Genomic DNA, 21,239 nt, shown 5'->3' with positions numbered 1-21,239 from the left:
CGGATCTGAGCCTCGTTTACACGGCGGCGCGGCTGCGGCGCTGCGGACGGGGCTGCTCTTCGATCGGCTCCATACCGAGTTCTTCGAGCTCCTTCGGGATGACGAGGAGTTCTTTGAACTTCGGCAAACCGGTACCGGCCGGGATGAGGTGACCGACGATCACGTTTTCCTTGAGACCAAGGAGCGTATCCGTCTTTGCCTGAATCGAGGCCTCGGTGAGTACCTTGGTCGTCTCCTGGAAGCTGGCCGCCGAGATGAAGCTCTCGGTCGTCAGTGCCGACTGCGTGATGCCAAGGAGTACCGGCTCTGCGAGGATCGGTTCGGCCACGCGCGATTCCGGCGGGGTCTTCTCCTTCTTCTTGAGCTCGGCAACTGTTTCCTTGAACTTCTTACGTTCGACCATCTGGCCCACTTTGAACTTGGAGTCGCCACGCTTGGTGATGAACACCGAGTTCTTCAGGATCTCGTTCTCCTCGCCGACCTTGATCTTATCAATCTCGTCGCCCTCGAGCATCAGCGAATCACCCGAAGAGGTGATCACGACTTTGCCGAGCATCTGACGAACGATGATCTCGATGTGCTTATCGGAGATCTTCACACCCTGCATGCGGTACACTTCCTGAATTTCATTCACGAGGTACTGCTGCACGGCGGCGACGCCCTTGATCTTCAGGATGTCGTGCGGATCGATTGCACCGTCGGAGAGGCGCTCGCCCGAACGGACGCTGTCGCCTTCCTGCACGAGAATGTGCTTACCAAACGGGATCGTGTACTCACGACGGTCGGTGCTGTCATGCGCCGTGACGGCGATGACACGCGAACCGCGGCGCGGCTTCTCGAAGTGCACGACGCCGTCGATCTCCGAAACCGTAGCCGGATCGCTTGGCGAGCGAGCTTCGAAGAGCTCCGTGACGCGCGGCAGACCGCCCGTGATGTCGCGGTTCTTACCCGACTCACGATGGATCTTCACGAGCACCATACCAGCCGGGATCGCTTCGCCGTCCTCGACCTGGAGGATGGCGTTGCTCGGGATGATATAGTTGATGATGCGCTTGCCGTCTGCATCCAAGATGTCAATTGTCGGCGACTTTGTGCGGTCGCGCGAATCGATCGTGCGGGTCTGGATGTGACCGGTAAGTTCATCGGGCTCGCGACGAACCGTGATGTTCTCGACGAAGTCACGGAATTTGACCGTACCCTTATGCTCCGAAACGATCACGGCGTTGTACGGATCCCACTCGTAGAGCAGTTCGCCCTTCTTGATCGGGGCGCCATCCGGCACAAGGATCACCGAACCGTACGGAACATCGAACTTGCCGACGGCGCGATTGTCGTCGTCGAGAATATTCACGACACCCGAACGCGACAGGACGATCTTCTGACCTTCCACGTTCGTGATGACCTTCATACCCTCGTACTGGATCGTCCCTTCGAACTTCGACGTGACCTGCGACTGCGACGCAATGAGCGATGCCGTACCACCGGTGTGGAATGTACGAAGCGTGAGCTGCGTACCCGGCTCACCGATGGACTGAGCAGCGATACGACCGACCGCTTCGCCGGGTTCGACGAGCTTGTGGGTCGCAAGGTTGCGGCCGTAACACAGCGCGCAGATGCCGCGCTTTGCTTCGCAGGTGAGCACCGAGCGAACGAGCACGGTCTCGATCGAGGTCTCGGAGATCGCAAGCGCGACTTCCTCGTCGATCATCTGACCGGTCTTGCAGATCACTTTCTTCGACAGCGGATCGACGATGTCTTCTTGCGACACGCGACCGAGGATGCGCTCGGCGAGCGTCTCCTTGATGTCTTCGCCTTCCTTCAGAGCGCTGGTCGGAATACCGCGGATCGTCTCGCAATCGTGCATTGCGATAACGGCATCCTGCGATGCGTCGACAAGACGACGTGTGAGGTAACCGGCGTCAGCCGTTTTCAACGCGGTATCGGCAAGACCCTTACGGGCACCGTGCGTTGAAATGAAGTACTCGAGGATCGACAGACCTTCGTAGAAGTTCGAGAGGATCGGGTTCTCGATGAGTTCGCCCGTCTGACCCGACAACGACTTCTGCGGCTTGGCCATAAGACCGCGCATACCGGCAAGCTGACGAACCTGTTCCTTCGAACCGCGGGCTCCGGAGTCCACCATCATATAGAGTGGGTTGAAGCCGTTGCGGTCGTGCTGGAGCGTTTCGAACAGTTTGTCGGCCACGCGATTAGTCGCGCGCGTCCAGATATCGATCACCTTGTTGTAGCGCTCACCGGTCGTGATGAAACCGTTGAGGTACTTATCGTGCACGTCATCGACCTGAGCCTGTGCCTTGTCGATAATTTCGTTCTTCTCCTTCGGAACGACGATATCGGAGAGTGCGACCGACACGCCGCCCTTCGTGGCGAACATGAAGCCGAGATCCTTCAGCTTGTCGAGGAATTCGACCGTCTGAATGAGACCGACCTTGCGGAAGCACATGGCGATGATCTGACGCAGACGTTTCTTGGTCAGGAGCTCGTTGAGGTAGCCCATGTCCTTCGGCACGATCTGGTTGAAGATCGTGCGGCCGACCGTCGTCTCGATCATCTTGCCGCCGATACGAACCTTCACCATTGCATGCAAGTGCACGCGGTTGAGGTTGTAGGCGACCATGACTTCCTTCGCAGTGCCGAAGATCATGCCTTCGCCGAGCGCGCCGTGCTTATGCTTCGTCAGGTAATAGGGTCCGAGAACCATATCCTGCGACGGCACAGCGATCGGCTCGCCGTTCTGTGGCGAGATGATGTTGTGCGAGCTGAGCATGAGCGTCGAGGCTTCGAGCTGTGCTTCGAACGACAACGGTACGTGCACGGCCATTTGGTCACCGTCGAAGTCGGCGTTGAATGCCGTACAGACGAGCGGATGAACCTGAATAGCGCGGCCTTCGATCAGCTTCGGCTGGAATGCCTGGATACCCAGTCGGTGCAGTGTTGGTGCACGATTGAGCATGACCGGATGTCCGTCGATGATCGATTCCAAGATATCCCACACGTCGTTCGTCTTGCGCTCGACGAGCTTCTTGGCGGACTTCACGGTCTTCGTGATACCGCGCTCGATGAGCTTGCGAATGATGAACGGCTTGAAGAGCTCGACTGCCATTTCCTTCGGCAGACCGCACTGGTGCAGGCGAAGCTCCGGACCGACGACGATGACCGAACGGCCGGAATAGTCAACACGCTTACCAAGCAGGTTCTGACGGAAGCGGCCCTGCTTACCCTTGAGGGTGTCGGAGAGCGACTTCAGCGCACGCGACGTGTCAGCTTTCACAGCAGAGACGCGGCGGGAGTTGTCGAAGAGGGAATCGACCGCTTCCTGCAACATGCGCTTTTCGTTACGCAGAATGACCTCCGGCGCCTTGATGTCCATCAAGCGCTTGAGGCGGTTGTTGCGGATGATCACGCGGCGATAGAGATCGTTGAGATCGCTCGTCGCAAATCGACCGCCTTCGAGCGGCACGAGCGGACGAAGCTCCGGCGGAATAACCGGCACCGCATTGAGCACCATCCACTCCGGACGGTTATCGAGCTTCGCCTCTTCCGGACGGAATGCCTCGACGGTACGCAGGCGCTTGAGTGCTTCCTGACGCTTGAGCTGCGACGTTTCTTCGCGAGCCTGACGACGCAGTTCGATCGAGAGCGCCTCGATATCGATGCGGCTCAGGAGCTGGTGCACCGCAGGTGCGCCGATGCCGGCGATGAACTTCTTCGGATCGAGATCTTCGAGATCGTCATTTTCCGACGGCAACGAATCGAGAATACGATAGTATTCTTCTTCGGTCAGCAGGTGCTTTTCCGGCAGGCCGGTCGTACCTGGGCTGATGACGACGTATGATTCGTAATAGATAATCTTCTCGAGATCCTTGCTGGGGATACCGAGCAAGTGGCCGATCTTGTTCGGCAGCGAGCGGAAGTACCAGATGTGTACGACCGGCACGGCGAGCGAAATGTGGCCGAAGCGCTCACGACGAACGGACTTCGTCGTCACCTCGACTCCGCAACGATCGCAGATGATGCCTTTATAGCGGATACGCTTGTACTTACCGCAGAAGCATTCCCAGTCACGCGTCGGTCCGAAGATCTTCTCGCAAAAGAGACCGTCTTTTTCCGGTCGGTAGGACCGGTAGTTGATGGTCTCGGGCTTGGTCACTTCACCGTGCGAACGACCGAGAATGCTCTCGGGGCTCGCCAGGCTGATCGTGATCTGCGAGAATTTCTTGAACGGCGATTCCATTGGAAGCATGTATGCCATTGTAATTTTCCTTTAGTAGTTCTTAAAATCGTGTCCTACGTGTATCGGAGCAGGGTAGTACCGCAGCGCCTTGCTCAGGCGCTGCGGTACTGCAACGGCTCGTTTAGCTGATCGTCACCTCCAGTGCCAAGCCTTGCAGCTCGCGCACCAACACCGAGAACGATTCCGGAACGCTCGGCTCCGGCATGTTCTCGCCCTTGACGATTGCCTCATAGACGCGCGAACGACCTGGAACGTCGTCCGACTTTACGGTCAGGATCTCCTGCAGTGCGTGTGCCGCACCATACGCTTCGAGCGCCCAGACTTCCATTTCTCCGAAGCGCTGACCACCGAACTGTGCCTTACCACCGAGCGGCTGCTGCGTGATGAGGGAGTAGGGTCCGATCGAACGGGCATGAATCTTGTCGTCGACCAAGTGGCTCAGCTTGAGCATGTAGATGCAGCCGACGGTGACTTTCTGATCGAACGCATCGCCGGTGCGACCGTCGAACAGGAGCGAACGGCCGTCGGTATCGAGGCCGGCTTCGCCCAAGTATCCGACAACGTCATCCCAATGCGCGCCGTCGAAGATCGGGGTCTCGAACTTCACACCGAGTCGCTTTGCAGCGAAGCCGAGTGCGGTTTCGTAGAGCTGCCCGATATTCATACGAGAAGGCACGCCGAGCGGGTTGAGCACGATGTCCACCGGCTGACCGTTCGCGAGGAACGGCATGTCTTCCATCGGGACGATCTTGGCCACGACACCCTTGTTACCGTGACGACCTGCCATCTTATCGCCGACCGAAAGCTTGCGCTTCTTGGCGACATAGACTTTTGCCATCTGCATAATGCCCGGCTGGAGTTCGTCTCCGAGACCCACTTTGGATTTTTCGCGACGGACGTCTGCTTCGACGTCTTCGCGCTTGGTCCAGTAGCCTTCGTAGATCTTGCGGATAAGGTTCATCTTGCGACGATCGTCGAGCCAATCCTGTCCGACGGACAAGCGCTCGAGCTCTTCGAGGCGCGAGAAGAACGTATCGTGCTTGAATGCGACGCCCGAGCGAATGACGACGGAGCCGTCGAGATCGCGGACGCCGACCGACGTCTCGCCATCAAGAACCTTCAGCAGCTTCTCGGCGAGGCGGCTGTTGATTTCGTGGAGCGACTCGGCATACATCTTGTCAATCGCGTCGAGGCGCTTCTTCTCGTCGCGCTTCTCTTCGCCCTCCTTCTTCGTGCCCTTGCGGGAGAAGAGCTTGGTATCGACGACGACGCCCTTGAGTCCTGGCGGCGCCTTGAGTGATGCGTCCTTCACATCGCCGGCCTTGTCGCCGAAGATGGCGCGCAAGAGCTTTTCTTCCGGCGTCGGATCGGTCTCGCCCTTCGGCGTGATCTTACCGATGAGGATATCGCCTTCCTTCACCTCTGCACCGACGCGAACGATACCGTTCTCGTCGAGGTCCTTCGTGGCCTCTTCCGAGACGTTCGGGATTTCGCGTGTGAGCTCTTCTTCGCCGCGCTTGGTGTCGCGCACATGAAGTTCGTATTCTTCGATGTGGATCGAGGTGTAAATATCTTCCGAGACGACGCGTTCGCTGATGACGATGGCGTCTTCGAAGTTATATCCGCGCCACGGCATGAACGCGACGATCACGTTGCGTCCGAGTGCGAGTTCGCCGCCTTCGGTCGAAGACGAATCCACGAGCACGTCACCCTTTGCAACCTTCTGTCCGGCCTTAACGAGCGGACGGTGGTTGATACAGGTGTCTTGGTTCGAGCGGAAGAACTTCGTCAACTGATACTCTTTGATGCGGGTATCGTCGAAGCTGGCGAGGATCTCGTCGCGCGAGCCTTCCTCTTCGTAGCGAACGATGATCTTCTGCGAATCGACGTACTCGACCGTTCCGGCACGCTCTGCAAGCAGCAGCGCGCGGCTATCGCGGGCAATGACGCCTTCGAGACCAGTACCGACGACCGGCGCTTCCGGACGAAGCAGCGGTACGGCCTGGCGTTGCATGTTCGAGCCCATGAGTGCGCGGTTCGCGTCGTCATGCTCGAGGAACGGGATGAGAGCCGCAGCAGCCGAGACGATCTGGCTCGGAGCGACGTCCATGTACTGCACTTCCTCGGGCGATTTCATGACGAAGTCACCGAACTGACGGCAGCTAATGCGTTCGCCGACGAACTTGCCGTGCGAATCGAGCGTCACGTTCGCCTGTGCGATGATCTTATCTTCTTCGTCGTCCGCGGTAAGGTAATGAATGTCGCTCGTAACCTTGCCGTTCTTCACGAGGCGATACGGCGTCTCGATGAAGCCGAACGGATTGACGCGGGCGAATACAGCCAGCGACGAGATAAGACCGATGTTCGGGCCTTCCGGCGTTTCGATCGGGCAGAGTCGGCCGTAGTGCGTGTAGTGAACGTCGCGGACTTCGAAGCCGGCGCGCTCACGCGTCAGACCGCCAGGTCCGAGCGCAGACATACGACGCTTGTGCGTCATTTCTGCGAGCGGATTGGTCTGATCCATGAACTGCGAGAGCTGGTTCGTGCCGTAGAACGTGTTGATCACGCTTGTGACGGTACGCGCATTGACGAGATCGGCCGGACCGACTTTCTCATCGTGGATGCTCATACGCTCGCGGATCGTGCGGGCCATACGTGCCAGACCGACGTTGAACTGCTGTGCAAGCTGCTCGCCGACGGTACGGACACGACGATTTCCCAAGTGATCGATATCGTCGAGCGAGGCCTTGCCGAGCTGCAGGCGAATGATATACTTTAGGATGGCGCAGATGTCGTCGCTGGTCAGCGTGGTGGTATCGTTCGGGATGTTCAGCTCGAGACGCTGGTTCAAGCGCAAACGACCGACGAGGCCGAGGTCATAACGTTTCTGCGTGAAGAAGAGCTTTTCGAGCAAGCCGCGCGCGGTGTCCATATCCGGTGCTTCGGTCGAACGCATGACGCGGTAGATCGCTTCGTATGCGTCGTCCTGCGAACGCGACGGGTCCTTGGCAATCGTGTTCATCACGACAGCGCCGCCGGTCTCTTCGAGATCGAGGAATTTGATCGACTTCACGCCGCTCTTCTTGAGCATCGGAATGTGCTCTTCCTTGAACTCGGAGTCCTTCGAGAGGAAGATTTCACCGGTTGCCATATCGATGACGTCCGATGCGATCTTGCGGCCGACGTACTCGCTGAGGTCGCCCTTCTTCGCTTCGACTTCTGCAACGAGACCGAAGAGATCGAGGATCTGTTCGTCGGTACCGTAGCCGAGTGCGCGAAGGAGCATCGTCACCGGGAATTTCTTCTTGCGGTCGATGTAGGCCCAGAGCACGTTATTGATATCGGTCGTGAACTCGACCCAGCTTCCGCGGAAAGGGATGACACGGCCGGAGAAAATCGTGGTCCCGTTCGGATGCATGCTCTCGGAGAAGAACACGCCCGGCGAACGGTGCAACTGGCTGACGACGACACGCTCGGCGCCGTTGATGATGAACGTACCTTTGTCGGTCATCATCGGAAGGTTACCGAGGAACACTTCCTGTTCGATGGTTTCGACGTAGTCTTCCGTTCCTTCTGCCGCATTTTTCGACGACAGGCGCAAGCGGGCCTTCAGCGGCACGCTATAGGTCAGGCCGCGCTCCTGGCATTCTTCGATGCCGTAGCGGGGCTTTTCCAGGCGGTAGTCGAGGTATTCGAGTACGAAGGTCTCGCGCGAATCGACGATCGGGAAGTTGAGACGGAATACCGACTCCAGACCCGTTGCGATACGCTCCGAGAGCGGGATACCCGATTGCAGGAATTCTTCAAAGCTCTTGATCTGCACATCGAGCAGATCGGGCATTTGATATCCCTTCGGGATCTTCGAGAATGAGATTCTGCCGTTATCGGCGAGCTGTGCGCTGCCGAGCAGAGGGACAGTTGACTTCTTTGCCATGCGAAGTATTTCGGTTTGTGTCTAAATAAACTTGGTGACGATCTCGAGCGTGTACGCTTAGAAACAATACGACATGGCGTAGGCCTGCTCACATTGAGCGGTCATCGGGGTTGTGGTATTGATTGAGGGCGCAGTAAACCGGGGTTCCGGTAATACAAGATAGGACGTATCCGCATGCGAATACGTGACGGGGTGCGTTGTCACTGCGTACAAAGTCGTGCTCGGTTGTTCGTGATGAATGCGTCTGCACTCGGTATCGATTTGAATTGTATTCGTGGATACCCGGCAGAAGGATTCGAATTTCAGCACAGTGCAAACGGGACATATATAATAATGATTCCACCGAAACCTGACTTTTGGCCGCTCCCAAAGCAGATTGTTTTCCATGCCGTTAGCCCAAGATGCTCAAGCATTGAATCAGATTGCAGAGGGACATAAATGGGGAGATGTAGCAAATTTCGTAACGAATTGAACTATATCCAGTTCGTCCGTGTATATTGTACGGGAGCGTACCCCCTCAGACTCTCGCTATAACTATTTAGCTTCGTTTCTTCGTTGGCGCAGTTCACAAGCGATAACTTAACGCCCGAAGTTGGTGCGCGTTTGCGTGAGGCCCGAATTGCCAAAGGCCTCAGCGAGGCCGACGCCGCGGCCAGACTCCGGACCACTCCGCACTACATCGAACGCATGGATGCGGGCGATGTTCGTTCGTTGCCCCCCGAACCCTACCGAAAATCGTTTATCAAAGAATACGCACGTCTGGTCGGGCTCAAGCTCGATGTGCTGCTTTCGGGCGAGCCTGCGAGCGAACCGAGATCCGAAGGGGGAATACTCGGCGCTGTCTCGGCCGTACCGGAAGTCGCGAAGAAAGTGACGAAGGAAGCGGCATCGCTCGCGACCGAAGTGACAAAAACGACCGTCAAGACCACGGAAACCGTCGTCAAAAAAGCCGGCGAGGGGATGAAGGAAGCGGTGCAGGAGCTTCGCGGGAAAGAACTCTGGGAAGAGGCCGAACAAGTCCGACGCGAACGCCTCGGCATCAAAGAAGCGGAAGAAACACCCGAGTTGCGGATGCGACCGCAACGCAGCGCCCAAGCCCCGCCAAGCACACCGCCGCCTCCGGCGCAAACTTCGCAGGAGACGCTTGGGGAGAGTACCGTCCGGCGTACGCCGATCTCCGAACGACGTCAGCCGACGCAACGGCTGGATCTCGATAAAGAAGTTCGTCGCGAAGCTGAGAGTTACGAACCACCCGAGTCCGAAGAGTATGAATTGCATACCGGGCCATCGCGCTCGACCAAGGTGATCGTCGGGTTGCTCATCGTGATCGCTGCCGTCGTGGCATACAGCGTGATCAGCAAACGTGCGAAGAATACGCCGCCCGAACCGGTGGTTACCGAAGCGCCGAAGGTCGAGACAAAGCAGCCGCCGGCAAAGCCTGCACCGACTGCCGAGAAGAAAAAAGATACCACGGCTGCAGCCGCAGTGCCCCCGCCGGTCGATAGCTCGTTGAAATTCACGCTCACCGCAAAAGAGGATGTGTGGGTCAGTGTCACGCCCGACGTCGGCAATGGTTTCCGCGGGACGATGAAGGCGGGCGAGACGAAGCAATTCAGCGCAAAAGAGAAATATATTCTTTATCTCGGCAATCAAAAGTCGGTCGGTATGACCCTCAACGGGAAACCACTCTCCGGATTACCGACTGTGCCGGGCTCGAATATGGTGGTACGAAACGTCCTGCTCACTCGCGACAAGGCCGTGCCTGCTTCACCAGACCAGAATCCGACAGAGATTAAGAAGCAAGCACTAAAATCGGTAACGCCGCCTCCGACAGCGAAACCGAAGCCTCAGGTGAAGCAGGCTGAGGCGAATCATCCTCATCCGGCTGCGAAGAAACCGGAAGTAAGAAAACCGGCGCCCAAAAAGCCGGCCCCGAGAAAAGCGAATCAACCGATCCGCAAACAAATCCCGACAACTCCGCCGGTTCTGCCGCAGGCAAACTAAGCGTATGCGATCAATTCATGCCACGCGCTGTCATCGGTGCGTGGCATGCGTATTTTCGTAGCAATGAGCGGGAAGCACCTATCTGTTGAGAAACGCATCGAAACGCTGCGGACCGAGCTCCGCGAGCATGATTACCGGTATTACGTTCTCGCGCAACCGTCGATCAGCGACCGCGAATACGACGAACTCCTCAAAGAACTCGAGGCACTCGAAGCTGCGCATCCGGAGTTCGCCCGTGACGATTCGCCCACGCAGCGCGTCGCCGGCGAACCGACAAAAGTCTTTCCGCCGGCCAAGCACGAGTACCAGATGCTCTCGCTTGCAAATACGTACTCGCAAGAAGAGGTAACGGATTTCGAAGCACGCGTCACGAAACTCTTGGGGCATGCACCGGCACACGGTTATACATGCGAGCTGAAGTTCGACGGCGTCGCGATGAGCCTTACCTATCGCGATGGCAAACTGGTGCGCGGCGCAACCCGTGGCGATGGGACCACCGGAGACGATGTGACAGCCAACGTTCGAACGGTGCGCTCGGTCCCGCTCACGATTCGTTCGAAGAAGACGAAAGCCGGAACGTCGTTCGAGGTACGCGGTGAGATATTCATGAGCATCGAGGGCTTTCGCAAGATGAACCGAGAGCGTGAAGAACTCGGCGACGAGCCATTCGCTAACCCCCGCAACTCGACGGCGGGCACGTTAAAGACGCTCGACGCGCGCGAGGTCGCAAAACGTCCGTTGCAGTTCGTTGCATACCAATTGTTGCTCGAAGGCGATGATCGCGCCGTATTGCCGACCCAGACGGCCCGGCTCGAAGCGCTCAGAGACCTCGGCTTTCCTGTCTCGGAATACACGAAGAAGGTCAACGATATCGACGAGATCATGGCGTTCGCCATGAAGTGGCAGGAAGCGCGCGATACGTTACCGTTCGAGATCGACGGTGCGGTCATCAAAGTGAACTCGCTTGCCGAGCAGGACGAACTCGGGACGGTCGCGAAGTCGCCCCGTTGGGCGATTGCGTATAAATTCGAAGCGCGACAGGCCCGCACGGTGCTCAACGACATTACGCTGCAAGTCGGCCGAATGGGGACGATCACACCTGTTGCCGAACTCGAACCGGTGCAACTGACTGGTATTACGATCCGCCGGGCAACACTGCACAACGCCGACGAGATCGAGCGCAAGGATTTCCGGATCGGCGATACAGTGATTATCGAACGCGGCGGCGATGTGATCCCGAAAGTGGTCGGCGTCGAGTTGGCGAAGCGTCCGAAGCACGCAAAAAAGTATCACTACCCGACAACATGCCCTGCCTGCGGAAGCGCTATCTCGCGGCCGGAAGGGGAAGTCGGCTGGTATTGCGAAAATCCGGAATGCCCGCCGCAGGTGATCGCGCGCATCACGCACTTTGCTTCGCGCGGCGCGATGGATATTGCCGGGCTCGGCGAGCAATCGGTCGAGCAGTTCGTCTCAGCCGGGCTGCTACATACGATCGCCGATGTGTACGAACTTGCCGACAAGCGCAATGCATTGCTGTCACTCGATCGCATGGGCCAGAAGAAACTGGATAACTTGCTCGACGGGATCGAACGCAGTAAGCAGCAACCGGCCGATCGTGTACTTTTCGGATTGGGCATTCGTCACGTCGGTGCGAGCATCGCAAAGCTACTAATCGGCGCGTTCGGTTCGATCGACGTTATTGCGGAAGCAGAGGTCGATGCGATCGACGATGTTGCGGGCATCGGACCGGAAATCGCCGCAAGCGTGCATCGCTACTTCCGGCAATCGAAGAACGCCGCGATCGTCAACCGCCTGCGCAAGGCGGGGCTGCAATTCACCGCCGCAGTTGCCGAGCGGATCGAGTCGGAGTTCTTCTCAGGCAAGACGTTTGTATTGACCGGGACGCTCACGTCGATGACACGGGACGAAGCAAAAGAGAAGATCGAGACGCGTGGCGGCAAGACGAGCGGATCGGTCAGCAAGAAAACGAATTATGTCATTGCGGGCGCCGAAGCAGGCTCGAAGCTCGAGAAGGCGCAAGAACTCGGCGTGAATATTTTAAGCGAAGAAGAATTTCTCGCGCAACTCGGATAGCACATATTCTTTATCATCATCGATCATGATCCCATCGCGTCCCCTCGATTTCGGCGGTATTATCAACGAAGCGCTTCGCATCATCAAACTGACGTGGTGGCGAACGGCGCTGTTGTATGTGCTTTGCTCGATCCCTTCCGTACTCGTCTTGCTTGTCGGCGTGCATGGCTTTGTGGCCGAGGCAACGAACAGTGCAGACCGCTACCTTGGTCGTTCCGAGGAAAACCTCCAGGCATTTCGCGATTACACGCTTGCTCATTCCTCGCGGACGGACCAACTGACACTCTATCGCATCCAATTCCCGAGTGTGGTAGATGCGGTCGATAGTGTACGCGAGGTGGTGCAGACGGCCTATCCCGATTCGTCGGTCGCACGTGCGACACTGCAGGTGCGTGTGGATAGCATCGTCAACGCAGCCAACCGCGGAGTAGCGCCGACATTCTCTCAGTTCGTCGAACCGTACCTGCAATCGCTTTACTGGATCGGGGCGGGCATGCTGCTCTTGTTGCTCACCGGTGCAGCATTCACGGTCGGATCGTACGATATCGCTGCGCGCGCATTCGAACAACGAGCGCTTCCGTTGGCACGGGTACTGAAGCAGTCGGTACAACGGTGGATGTGGCTGTTGGTGGTGCAGTATGTTGCGATCGGCATGGCGATGCTCGTTGGGCTTGGGCTCGTCGTCGGTCTCGGTTCTGTACTGGGCGTATTCGGCGAGGTGATGTCGGTTCTGTTTGCGTTCGGCCTCGTCATCTATGCGCTCGTGCGAGTGTCGTTCGCGCCGGTTGCGCTCGTGAGCGAAGATCTTGGCCCGATCGAAGCAGTGAAGCGAAGCTTCGAATTGACGGCCGGGTATTGGTGGCGGATCGTCGGTGTGCTAATCCTCTCGGCGATCATGATCGTGACGGCCAGCACCATCGTCAGACTCCCGTTCTCGTTCATGGCACAATTTAATGAGCAATTCCTGATTGATGTCATCCATGCGCGAGCCGGGAGCGTACAGATGTTGTTGCAGCATGTGCTCTCGATGCTCGACACCATCGCATGGGTGGGGCTTATCCCGAATGCGCTCGTTGCGTCGCTCTTTCCGGCAGTCATTACGACGTTCTATTACGACTTACGTACGCGTCTCGACGGACCGCTCGAGTATCACTCCGATACGACACAGTTGACGCCGGCTGCGGATACCCCGACGTCCGGAAGCTCCAATCCGTCCGAGCCGCCGGCAGGTAGCGATTCAGTTTGAATAGTGAGCAATGTAGCGTCATTCTGAGCGAAGCGAAGAATCCCTCGATGAAACGCAGTGAGGCTCCGCCACAGGGATTCTTCGCTTCGCTCAGAATGACAGTGTGAATATCAGAATGACAGTGTGAATAAAGCCATCGGAGTTACTCCTTGCCGACACCCTACTGAGACGAACCGACACGAATAATTGTTAGCCACTTTGAAAGCCCGCGGTGCGAAGTCTCGCATCGCGGGCGTATTGTGCTTTTTAAACTATTCGTCGTGACTTCGTTACTGTCAACTCTGCAATCTGTCGCTGCCCGCCTGGAGGGGATAGCCACGTTGATCGAATCGGTGGGGGATGTGAATACGCGCATTCGCCTTGCAAATGTCTTCGCGTCGTTCGATGCCGTGGTCGTCTCCGAGATATTCGCCAATTCCCAGCGCGAGATCCTGCTCACGACCGAAACCACGGCCGATGCCGAGCGACTCTACGACGATCTCGTCAAACTCATCGGCGAAGAATCGGCAGTGCTCTTCGCGCGCATTGAGCATCAATCGAAAGTGACGGCGGCGCTCGGGAAGAATGTCGTGGACACCGAGAATGTCGGGCAGTTGCTCGAAGGCCTCGAACGGATCAGCTCTGCCGAATCGCCGCTCGTGATTGTCGCGCAGGCTGATTGTCTGTCCATTCCCGTACCCGCTCCTGCCGAATTCAAACGCGAGACACTCACGCTGCGAAGCGGTGAAGAAGTTGGCTTCGACTTATTGCGCAAGTGGCTTCGCGAGCACCGTTTCGAACTCAAGAATTTCGTTGACGGATGCGGCGATTTTGCCGTTCGCGGTGGCATTGTCGACATCTTCCCGTTCACCGAGACCGTCCCGTACCGCATCGAGTTTTTCGGCGACACGATCGAGTCGATCCGCGAGTTCGACGTCATTAGTCAGCGGTCGATCGCACACCGGCAGGAGCTCGTGCTCATCCCGAATGCACTCGAAGGCGAAGAGGTTGTTCGTACGGCAAGTGTATTCGAATATCTCGAGGAAAATGCAATAGGCATCACGATCGAACCCGAACGAGTCGCCGGAGTGCTCGAAGAAGCGGGCCTTGCGGAGGTGGCCCTGAGACTCAGCGAACGCACCAATATCGCCATCTCGAACTTCGACGTGCCGGGATACTCCACACTCGATCTTGGCATTCGAAGACAACCGAACTTCCAGGCGAACCTGAAGTTGATCCGCACCGAGATTGACAAGCTCCTCGCCGAAGGCACAAACGTCGTGCTGATGGCCGAAACGGCGGACCTCGTCGGTCGATTAGAAGACCTCCTCAACGAGCAGATTCATCCCGAGCACGAGAATGAGTTCGCTAGCGAAGAACAACGGGGGAGCGTGCAGTTCGTCACACCCTCACTGTCGTACGGATTTAGCCTTCCTGCCGACCAGAAGACGGTCGTCTATAGTGAGCATGAACTCTTCGGCAGACGCCGTGAGAAGGGCACGGCAAGCAAGAAGCGCAGCTCCCGTTCAAAAGGGATCTCGTTGCGCGAACTCCGTTCGCTCAAGCGCGGCGACCTGCTCGTGCACGAGGATAAAGGTATCGGCAAGTTCATGGGGCTCGATACGATCGAGATCCAGGGCTCGAAGCAGGAGGTCGTTCGACTCTCGTATCGCGATAACGATACACTCTTCGTCAATCTCGACTATATTTCCAAACTCTCGCGATACAGCGCGGCCGAAGTCGCGACCGAGTCGGTTACGCTGTCGAAACTTGGATCGGCGGAGTGGCAACGCACTCGCGAGAAGACGAAGAAGCGGCTCAAGGACATTGCACGTAATCTCATCAGTCTCTATGCAAAGCGCAAGAAGCAGACCGGCTTTGCATACAGCAAAGACGACGTGCTGCAGCATGAAATGGAAGCGGCGTTCTTATATGAGGATACACCCGACCAGGCGCGTGCGACAGAAGACCTGAAGAAGGATATGGAAAGCGGTTCGCCGATGGACCGGCTGGTCTGTGGAGACGTCGGGTACGGCAAGACCGAAGTTGCCATGCGTGCAGCGATGAAGGCAACGCTCGATAAGAAACAGGTCGCTGTTCTTGTGCCGACAACGATCCTCGCCGAACAGCATGAGCGCTCGTTTCGCGACCGTCTCGAACGCTTCGGGGTAAGTGTGGCTTCGCTGTCACGCTTCAAGACCGCCAAAGAGCAGAAAGAGATTCTCGCAAAGCTTGTGGCCGGCACTGTGGACGTTGTTATCGGCACGCACCGGATATTATCGAAAGATGTCATCTTCAAAGATCTCGGTCTCTTGATTATCGACGAAGAGCATCGCTTCGGCGTTGCGGCGAAGGAGAAGCTGCGCGAGCTTCGAGCGACGGTGGATACGCTGACCCTGACGGCAACACCGATTCCGCGAACGCTCAACTTCTCGCTTCTCGGCGCACGCGATCTTTCGATCATCGAAACGCCGCCGAAAAATCGGTTGCCGATCCAGACCGAGATCATTACCGAACTTGAATCCGACACTGTCCGCAAGGCCATCCAGCGCGAGATGGAACGAGGCGGACAGATCTATGCGATCAACGATAAGGTGCAGGATATGGAGCTCTTTGCGACGAAGCTCCGGACACTCGTACCGCGAATGCGTGTAGGGATTGTCCATGGACAAATGCCTTCGACGTCGATCGAGAAGGTGATGCGCGATTTCCTCGAACGCAAGATCGACGCCCTTTGCGCGACGAAGATCGTCGAATCGGGTCTCGACGTGCCGAATGCAAATACGATCATCATCAATCGCGCCCATAACTTCGGTCTGGCCGAGCTCTATCAGCTTCGCGGTCGCGTCGGTCGCTCGAACGAACAGGCGTATTGCTATTTGGTCACACTGCCGATTAAGAATCTCTCGAAAGACTCGCTGCGACGGCTCGAAGCGATGGAAGAATTCTCGGAGCTCGGTGCAGGCTTCCAACTTGCGATGCGCGATCTCGAAATTCGCGGAGCGGGAAATCTGCTCGGAGCCGAACAGTCCGGCTTTATCAACGAGATCGGTTTCGAACTCTATCAGAAAACACTGGCCGAGGCGGTGGAGGAATTGAAAGAAGAGGAGTTCAGCGATCTGTTCAAAGACCTGCCGAGCGATCGTCGTACGAACCCATACATCAAGCGTTTCGACGACGATGTCGAGACGGTCAAACTCACGCTTGGTGTCGATGCGCTCATTCCCGAGCATTATGTCGAGGACGACGCAGAGCGTTTTGCGTTCTACCAACGCTTCGCACGAATCACGAAACAGCCGGAGCTTGACGAACTCACGAAGGAATTTAAGGATCGCTTCGGACCGTTGCCGGAAGAAGTACGTAACCTTGCGCATATCGCATCGATCCGTACACTTGCGATCGCGCTCGGCTTCCGCAGCCTGGGAGTCGACGATGCCTCGCGCACGCTGCGTATTTCGCTTCCGCCGGAAGAGCAGACGAAATACTACCACGAGTTTTTCCCGCGAATCCTCGATGCGTTCAAAACGATCGGAGAGGCACGTGTCAGATTAGTACCGGATGGAAAGAAACTGCGAATCCTCGTGAAGCTGCAATCGGCGCCTCGTTCGATCGAACGATTGGTCGAGATCGAGACGGTTCTTACGACGATCCTTGAGTCGGCAGCTGCAGGCGCCGTCGCAGTCTAGCGGTAGAGTGCGTGCGTTTCGATATACTCGATCACCGCATCCGGGACCATATACCGGATGCTTTCGCGGCGGGTAACCCGCTCGCGGAGCATCGTCGAAGAAAGCTCGACGATCGGGGAGTCGAGTTCTTCGACCATACTGCGCAGATGCTCGTCGATCGGCTCGCCTTCGGTCGTGCGTTTGCACACCACGACTCGACATTCCCTGACCAACGCCTCGACCTGATGCCAGCGTGGAAATTGTTCGAGGTTATCATGACCGACAATCAACACGAGTTCGTCCGGGGCATGCGTCGCTCGAAGTTCGCGGATCGTATCAATTGTGTATGACGGTCCTGTACGGTGTAACTCCATCTCCGATAGCTCGAACGCAGGGTTACTTGCGATTGCGAGGCGGGTCATGGCGAGACGATCGTCCGCCGATGACTGCGTATGATTCTCTTTGAGTGGATTCTTATCGGCCGGGATGAAGAGGATCGTATCGAGCTGTAGCGACACGCGGGCATATTCGGCCACGATAAGATGCCCGAGATGCGGGGGATCGAACGTGCCACCGAAAACGCCGAGGCGCATTATGAACGTTTACGATTGAGAATACGGAATTCCGTGCGACGATTCTTCTGACGGTTCTCCTCGGTGTCGTTCGGCGCGACCGGTCGGCTGGAGCCGTAGCCTTTGGCAATTACCCGCGAGGCTGCGATACCGTGCGAGACAAGATACTCGCGAACGGCATCCGCACGATCTTGCGACAGCTTGCGGTTGTATTCTGCCGTACCGACGCTGTCGGTATGTCCGGAGATCTCGATCTTCAGCTTTGGATTTTCCGAGAGCAACTTAACCAGATTGCGCAACTCGGTGATCGACTCGTTGCGAATGGTCGCTTTGTTGAAGTCGAAGAAGATATTATTGAGCGTGATCGGCTCGGCGCTCGAATCGCCTGTCTTGTTGCCCGTGTCGCTTGGCTTATGTGTATCGGTAGGTTTCCCGGTGTCGGTGGGCTTGCCGGTGTTCGTGGGAGTTTCTGCGATAAGATTGGTGTCAAGCGACGTCAACTCGATTTTGTAGGTGATCTCGGTGTACGATGCCGTATCCGGTACGGTATAATGCTGCGAATAGAACGCATGTCGCGGTGCACTTGCCGTGATACCATACTGACGGCCAGCCGTAATCGGGAAGTAGAACAGCCCGGTGATTGCATTCGACGCATACGAGCCGACAGGTTCGTCTTTGACGAGGTCCGAGAGTTCGATCTTTGCGCCGAGCGGCCGGCCGGTTTGTTTCTCGATGACCAAGCCTTTGACGAGCGTCACCGGATGCGGCGCCAGATCAGGCGGCAAAATCCCCTGATAAATATCGAGCCCCGCACTGCCACCGCGATCGCTCGAGAAGTACACAGTCTTGCCTTGCGCCGGGACGGTGAGGAATTCGTCTTCGCCGCTCGAGTTGATCGGCGAGCCGAGATTGATTGGGTCGCTCCAGGTGCCGTCCGGTTGTTTGCGCGTAAGAAACAGATCGTGCCCGCCGTACCCAGGATGTCCGTTCGACGAGAAGTAGAGGCTGACGCCATCCGACGCGATGTACGGGCAGCGCTCGCTGTATTCGGTGTTGATGGTCGGTCCGAGATTCACGGGCTTTCCCCACGAACCGTCGGAGTTGCGATACGATACCCAAATATCTTCCGAGCCGTCGATCGATCCCGGTCGGCGGCTGCTGAAGTACATCGCATTTCCGTCCGGTGAGATGGATGGCTGCGCATCCCATGCTTGCGAATTCACGTCGCGTCCGAGGTTCTTCGGTCTGCTCCAGTTCGTGCCTTCGAGTGTGCTATAGTAGATGTCGCAATCACCGAAACCGTCGGGGCGGCGACAGAGCGAATAATAGACCGTTTGTCCGTCTGGGCTGATCCCGATCGCTCCTTCGTCGTCGTTAGAGTTGACCGGCGCCGGCATCGCGATGCACGCACCCCAATTGCCATTGCCGTCGCGTTTGCTTGCAAAGATATCGTCGCCGAAATCTTTCGTCTCGGCAAATCGGCGCGCATTCGTCGACGGGCGGCGAGATGTGAAGTAAAGAATAGAGCCGTCGGCGGTGATGGTCGGGGCAAAGTCGTCGTACGACGAGTTAATATCACCGGCAACTTTTGCAGGATCCGAGGTATTCTTGGGCTGCTTTTGCAGCTCGATCGACTTTTCGGAATACTGGATGAGAAATGTTGCATCGCGAACCGCCGCCGAATCCTCGGGGACGAGCGGTGTCATGCGCCAGAGGAACATCCGATAACAGATCACCGCACTATCGAGCTGGTGAAGCGCTTTATACGACGAGCCGAGATTATAATAGTTGTAATCGTCGAAGGTCGAGTCGAGGGCGATGGCACGGCGGAAGAACTGTACGGCGCGCTTGTAATTGTGCAGCTTCTGATACATCGCACCGATGCGGGCTACGGGGTACGGGTACTTCGGATCGGCAGCAATCGCTTTGTTGTATTCGAAGAGCGCTTCGGGATACTTGCTCTGCTGCTCCAGTTCGAAGCCGTAGCGGCTGGCATCGAGCGCATCTTTCTTTGGCTGTGCCCGAAGCGAAGGTGGCGAACTAAGCAGAGAAAACGTTAGTATCGTACACAAAACGACGAGGGAGCCGATACCGGATGGTACACAGCGCAGTGACCGCGATGAGCGGTTCGTGATGTCGGCGGTAAGCTGGTTCAAGTATTTTCCGGCTTTCTCTCGATACGTACCTGGATCACCTCTTTGGGTGTACGTTTGACAACTACCAGTCGTACGTTGTCGGTTTCAAAAGATTCGTTGGTCTCGGGGATATGCCCGAAGAACTTGGTGACGTAGCCGCCGACCGAATCGTATTCGTCGGCTTCGGGGATACGAAATCCGTCCAGAATGTCGTCGATCTGCGCATTGGCATCCTCCACCGGCAGCGTCGCCGAAAGCGTCACGCTGTGGTGTTCGGCATCGATGGTAACGGCCTGTTCTTCGTCGTACTCGTCCTGGATCTCGCCGACGATCTCTTCGATAATATCTTCGAGCGTGACGATGCCTGCCGTGCCGCCGAATTCGTCGATGACGATGGCAAGGTGGAGCTTGCGAAGCTGTAGTTCGCGCAGCAGTTCGGAGATGAGCTTCGTTTCGGGGACGAAGATCACCGGACGAGTTATGTCGTAGAGGATGATCAGGTCCGGATGCTCGATGAGCGCCAGGACATCTTTCGAATACACGACACCGACGATCGTATCGAGCGTATCCTGATAGACAGGCAGGCGGGTATAGCCTTCGGCAACGATCCTGCGGATTACTGTCTCACGTTCGCTTTCGATATCGATCGCGACGATCTTCGTGCGCGGGACCATCACCTCGCGAACGGTCTTCTCGCGGAAATCGAAAATGTTTTCGATTAACTCATTCTCCGTTTCGTCGATCACGCCCGTTCGCGTGCCTTCTTCGAGCATGACAAGGAATTCCTCTTCGGAAATACGCGACTCCGAAAAACTCGCAGAATCCTTGAACGGCTTGAGCACGACGTTCGCAATGATGACCGGCAGTCTCGTGACCGGTTTTGCGAACGGTAACGCCCGGAGCACAGGCAGACCGAACAGGAGGGAGAAGCGGACGTTGCCGTGAAGCGCGATCGACTTCGGGATGAGCCCGCCAAACGTCAGCAATAGCGGTGCAAGCGCGAGGATTGCAACGGCGAACCCGATTGCCGTCGAAATGACGCTGCTCGTATGCAGAAGCGACGAGGCAAGCGCCTGCAGATCGTCGAGCGCTATGAAGCTTGTGAATGTCGCAGCTAATACTACCGCAAGGATGGTCGCGCTCTGGACGAAGGCGAGAAATTCCTCCGGCCTCGATTTGATCTCGAGCACCGCTGCCGCACGGTCGCGGACCTTCTGGCGCTCATGCTCGTCCTCGATCAGTTTGCGCAGTCGGGATTTGCGGACCGTGAGAATGCTCGTCTCGACCATCGAGAAGACGGCATAGACGGCAAGTGAGAACACGACAAGCGTTATCTCAAGCGATAGGGGTAGCAT

9 protein-coding genes are annotated in these 21,239 nt (G+C 57.0%); 4 read left to right on the top strand and 5 right to left on the bottom strand.

Translation table 11 applies throughout. The annotated features are described in order from the left end of the window. Window positions 1-16 precede the first annotated feature (16 nt). Together rpoC and rpoB are read right to left on the bottom strand one after the other, a co-directional pair. A complete protein-coding gene (gene rpoC / locus JSS75_13310) occupies window positions 17-4,264 on the bottom strand; it encodes a DNA-directed RNA polymerase subunit beta' (GenBank protein ID MBS1904679.1) in 4,248 nt (1,415 codons plus the stop codon). 112 nt (window positions 4,265-4,376) lie between these two features. Next, complete coding sequence (rpoB, locus tag JSS75_13305; GenBank protein ID MBS1904678.1) at window positions 4,377-8,189, bottom strand: DNA-directed RNA polymerase subunit beta; 3,813 nt, start codon at window positions 8,187-8,189, stop codon at window positions 4,377-4,379. Window positions 8,190-8,744: 555 nt separating this feature from the next. On the opposite strand from rpoB, the gene JSS75_13300 reads away from it, so the two are divergent. From JSS75_13300 to mfd, 4 genes are all read left to right on the top strand, one after another. After that, complete coding sequence (locus JSS75_13300; GenBank protein MBS1904677.1) at window positions 8,745-10,193, top strand: helix-turn-helix domain-containing protein; 1,449 nt, start codon at window positions 8,745-8,747, stop codon at window positions 10,191-10,193. A 63-nt stretch (window positions 10,194-10,256) separates the two neighbouring features. Continuing rightward, window positions 10,257-12,287 (top strand): NAD-dependent DNA ligase LigA, encoded by a 2,031-nt coding sequence (gene ligA, locus JSS75_13295; protein MBS1904676.1) that lies wholly within the window; start codon window positions 10,257-10,259, stop codon window positions 12,285-12,287. Window positions 12,288-12,312: 25 nt separating this feature from the next. Further along, window positions 12,313-13,533, top strand: coding sequence for a hypothetical protein (locus tag JSS75_13290; protein MBS1904675.1), 1,221 nt, complete (start codon window positions 12,313-12,315; stop codon window positions 13,531-13,533). 341 nt (window positions 13,534-13,874) lie between these two features. Further along, complete coding sequence (mfd, locus tag JSS75_13285) at window positions 13,875-17,198, top strand: transcription-repair coupling factor (protein MBS1904674.1); 3,324 nt, start codon at window positions 13,875-13,877, stop codon at window positions 17,196-17,198. On the opposite strand, the gene JSS75_13280 is transcribed toward mfd, so the two are convergent. Genes JSS75_13280 through JSS75_13270 form a run of 3 tightly spaced genes read right to left on the bottom strand, consistent with a single transcriptional unit; the run spans window position 17,195 to window position 21,239 of the window. Beyond that, on the bottom strand, window positions 17,195-17,770 hold the full coding sequence (locus tag JSS75_13280; protein ID MBS1904673.1) for a nicotinate-nucleotide adenylyltransferase: 576 nt from the start codon (window positions 17,768-17,770) through the stop codon (window positions 17,195-17,197). The two genes, mfd and JSS75_13280, sit on opposite strands and share 4 nt — an antisense overlap. Further along, on the bottom strand, window positions 17,770-19,905 hold the full coding sequence (locus JSS75_13275) for a PD40 domain-containing protein (GenBank protein MBS1904672.1): 2,136 nt from the start codon (window positions 19,903-19,905) through the stop codon (window positions 17,770-17,772). Before JSS75_13275 ends, JSS75_13280 begins: the two co-directional genes overlap by 1 nt. Then, window positions 19,902-21,239 carry an HlyC/CorC family transporter gene (locus tag JSS75_13270; GenBank protein MBS1904671.1) on the bottom strand — a complete coding sequence of 446 codons (1,338 nt, stop codon included), beginning with the start codon at window positions 21,237-21,239 and terminating at the stop codon, window positions 19,902-19,904. The genes JSS75_13275 and JSS75_13270 overlap by 4 nt, the downstream gene beginning before the upstream one ends.

Source organism: Bacteroidota bacterium (genome assembly GCA_018266755.1).
Lineage (GTDB): Bacteria > Bacteroidota > Ignavibacteria > Palsa-1295 > Palsa-1295 > JAFDZW01.
The sequence above is the reverse complement of the archived record's forward strand: the minus strand, read 5'-3'. Positions and strand labels throughout refer to the sequence as shown.

Excerpts from the sequence above, each read along its gene's own strand:
- JSS75_13290 (MBS1904675.1), top strand. The coding sequence starts at position 12,313 with ATGATCCCATCGCGTCCCCTCGATTTCGGCGGTATTATCAACGAAGCG.
- JSS75_13270 (MBS1904671.1), bottom strand. The coding sequence starts at position 21,239 with ATGCTACCCCTATCGCTTGAGATAACGCTTGTCGTGTTCTCACTTGCC.
- rpoB (MBS1904678.1), bottom strand. The coding sequence starts at position 8,189 with ATGGCAAAGAAGTCAACTGTCCCTCTGCTCGGCAGCGCACAGCTCGCC.
- rpoC (MBS1904679.1), bottom strand. The coding sequence starts at position 4,264 with ATGCTTCCAATGGAATCGCCGTTCAAGAAATTCTCGCAGATCACGATC.
- JSS75_13280 (MBS1904673.1), bottom strand. The coding sequence starts at position 17,770 with ATGCGCCTCGGCGTTTTCGGTGGCACGTTCGATCCCCCGCATCTCGGG.
- ligA (MBS1904676.1), top strand. The coding sequence starts at position 10,257 with ATGAGCGGGAAGCACCTATCTGTTGAGAAACGCATCGAAACGCTGCGG.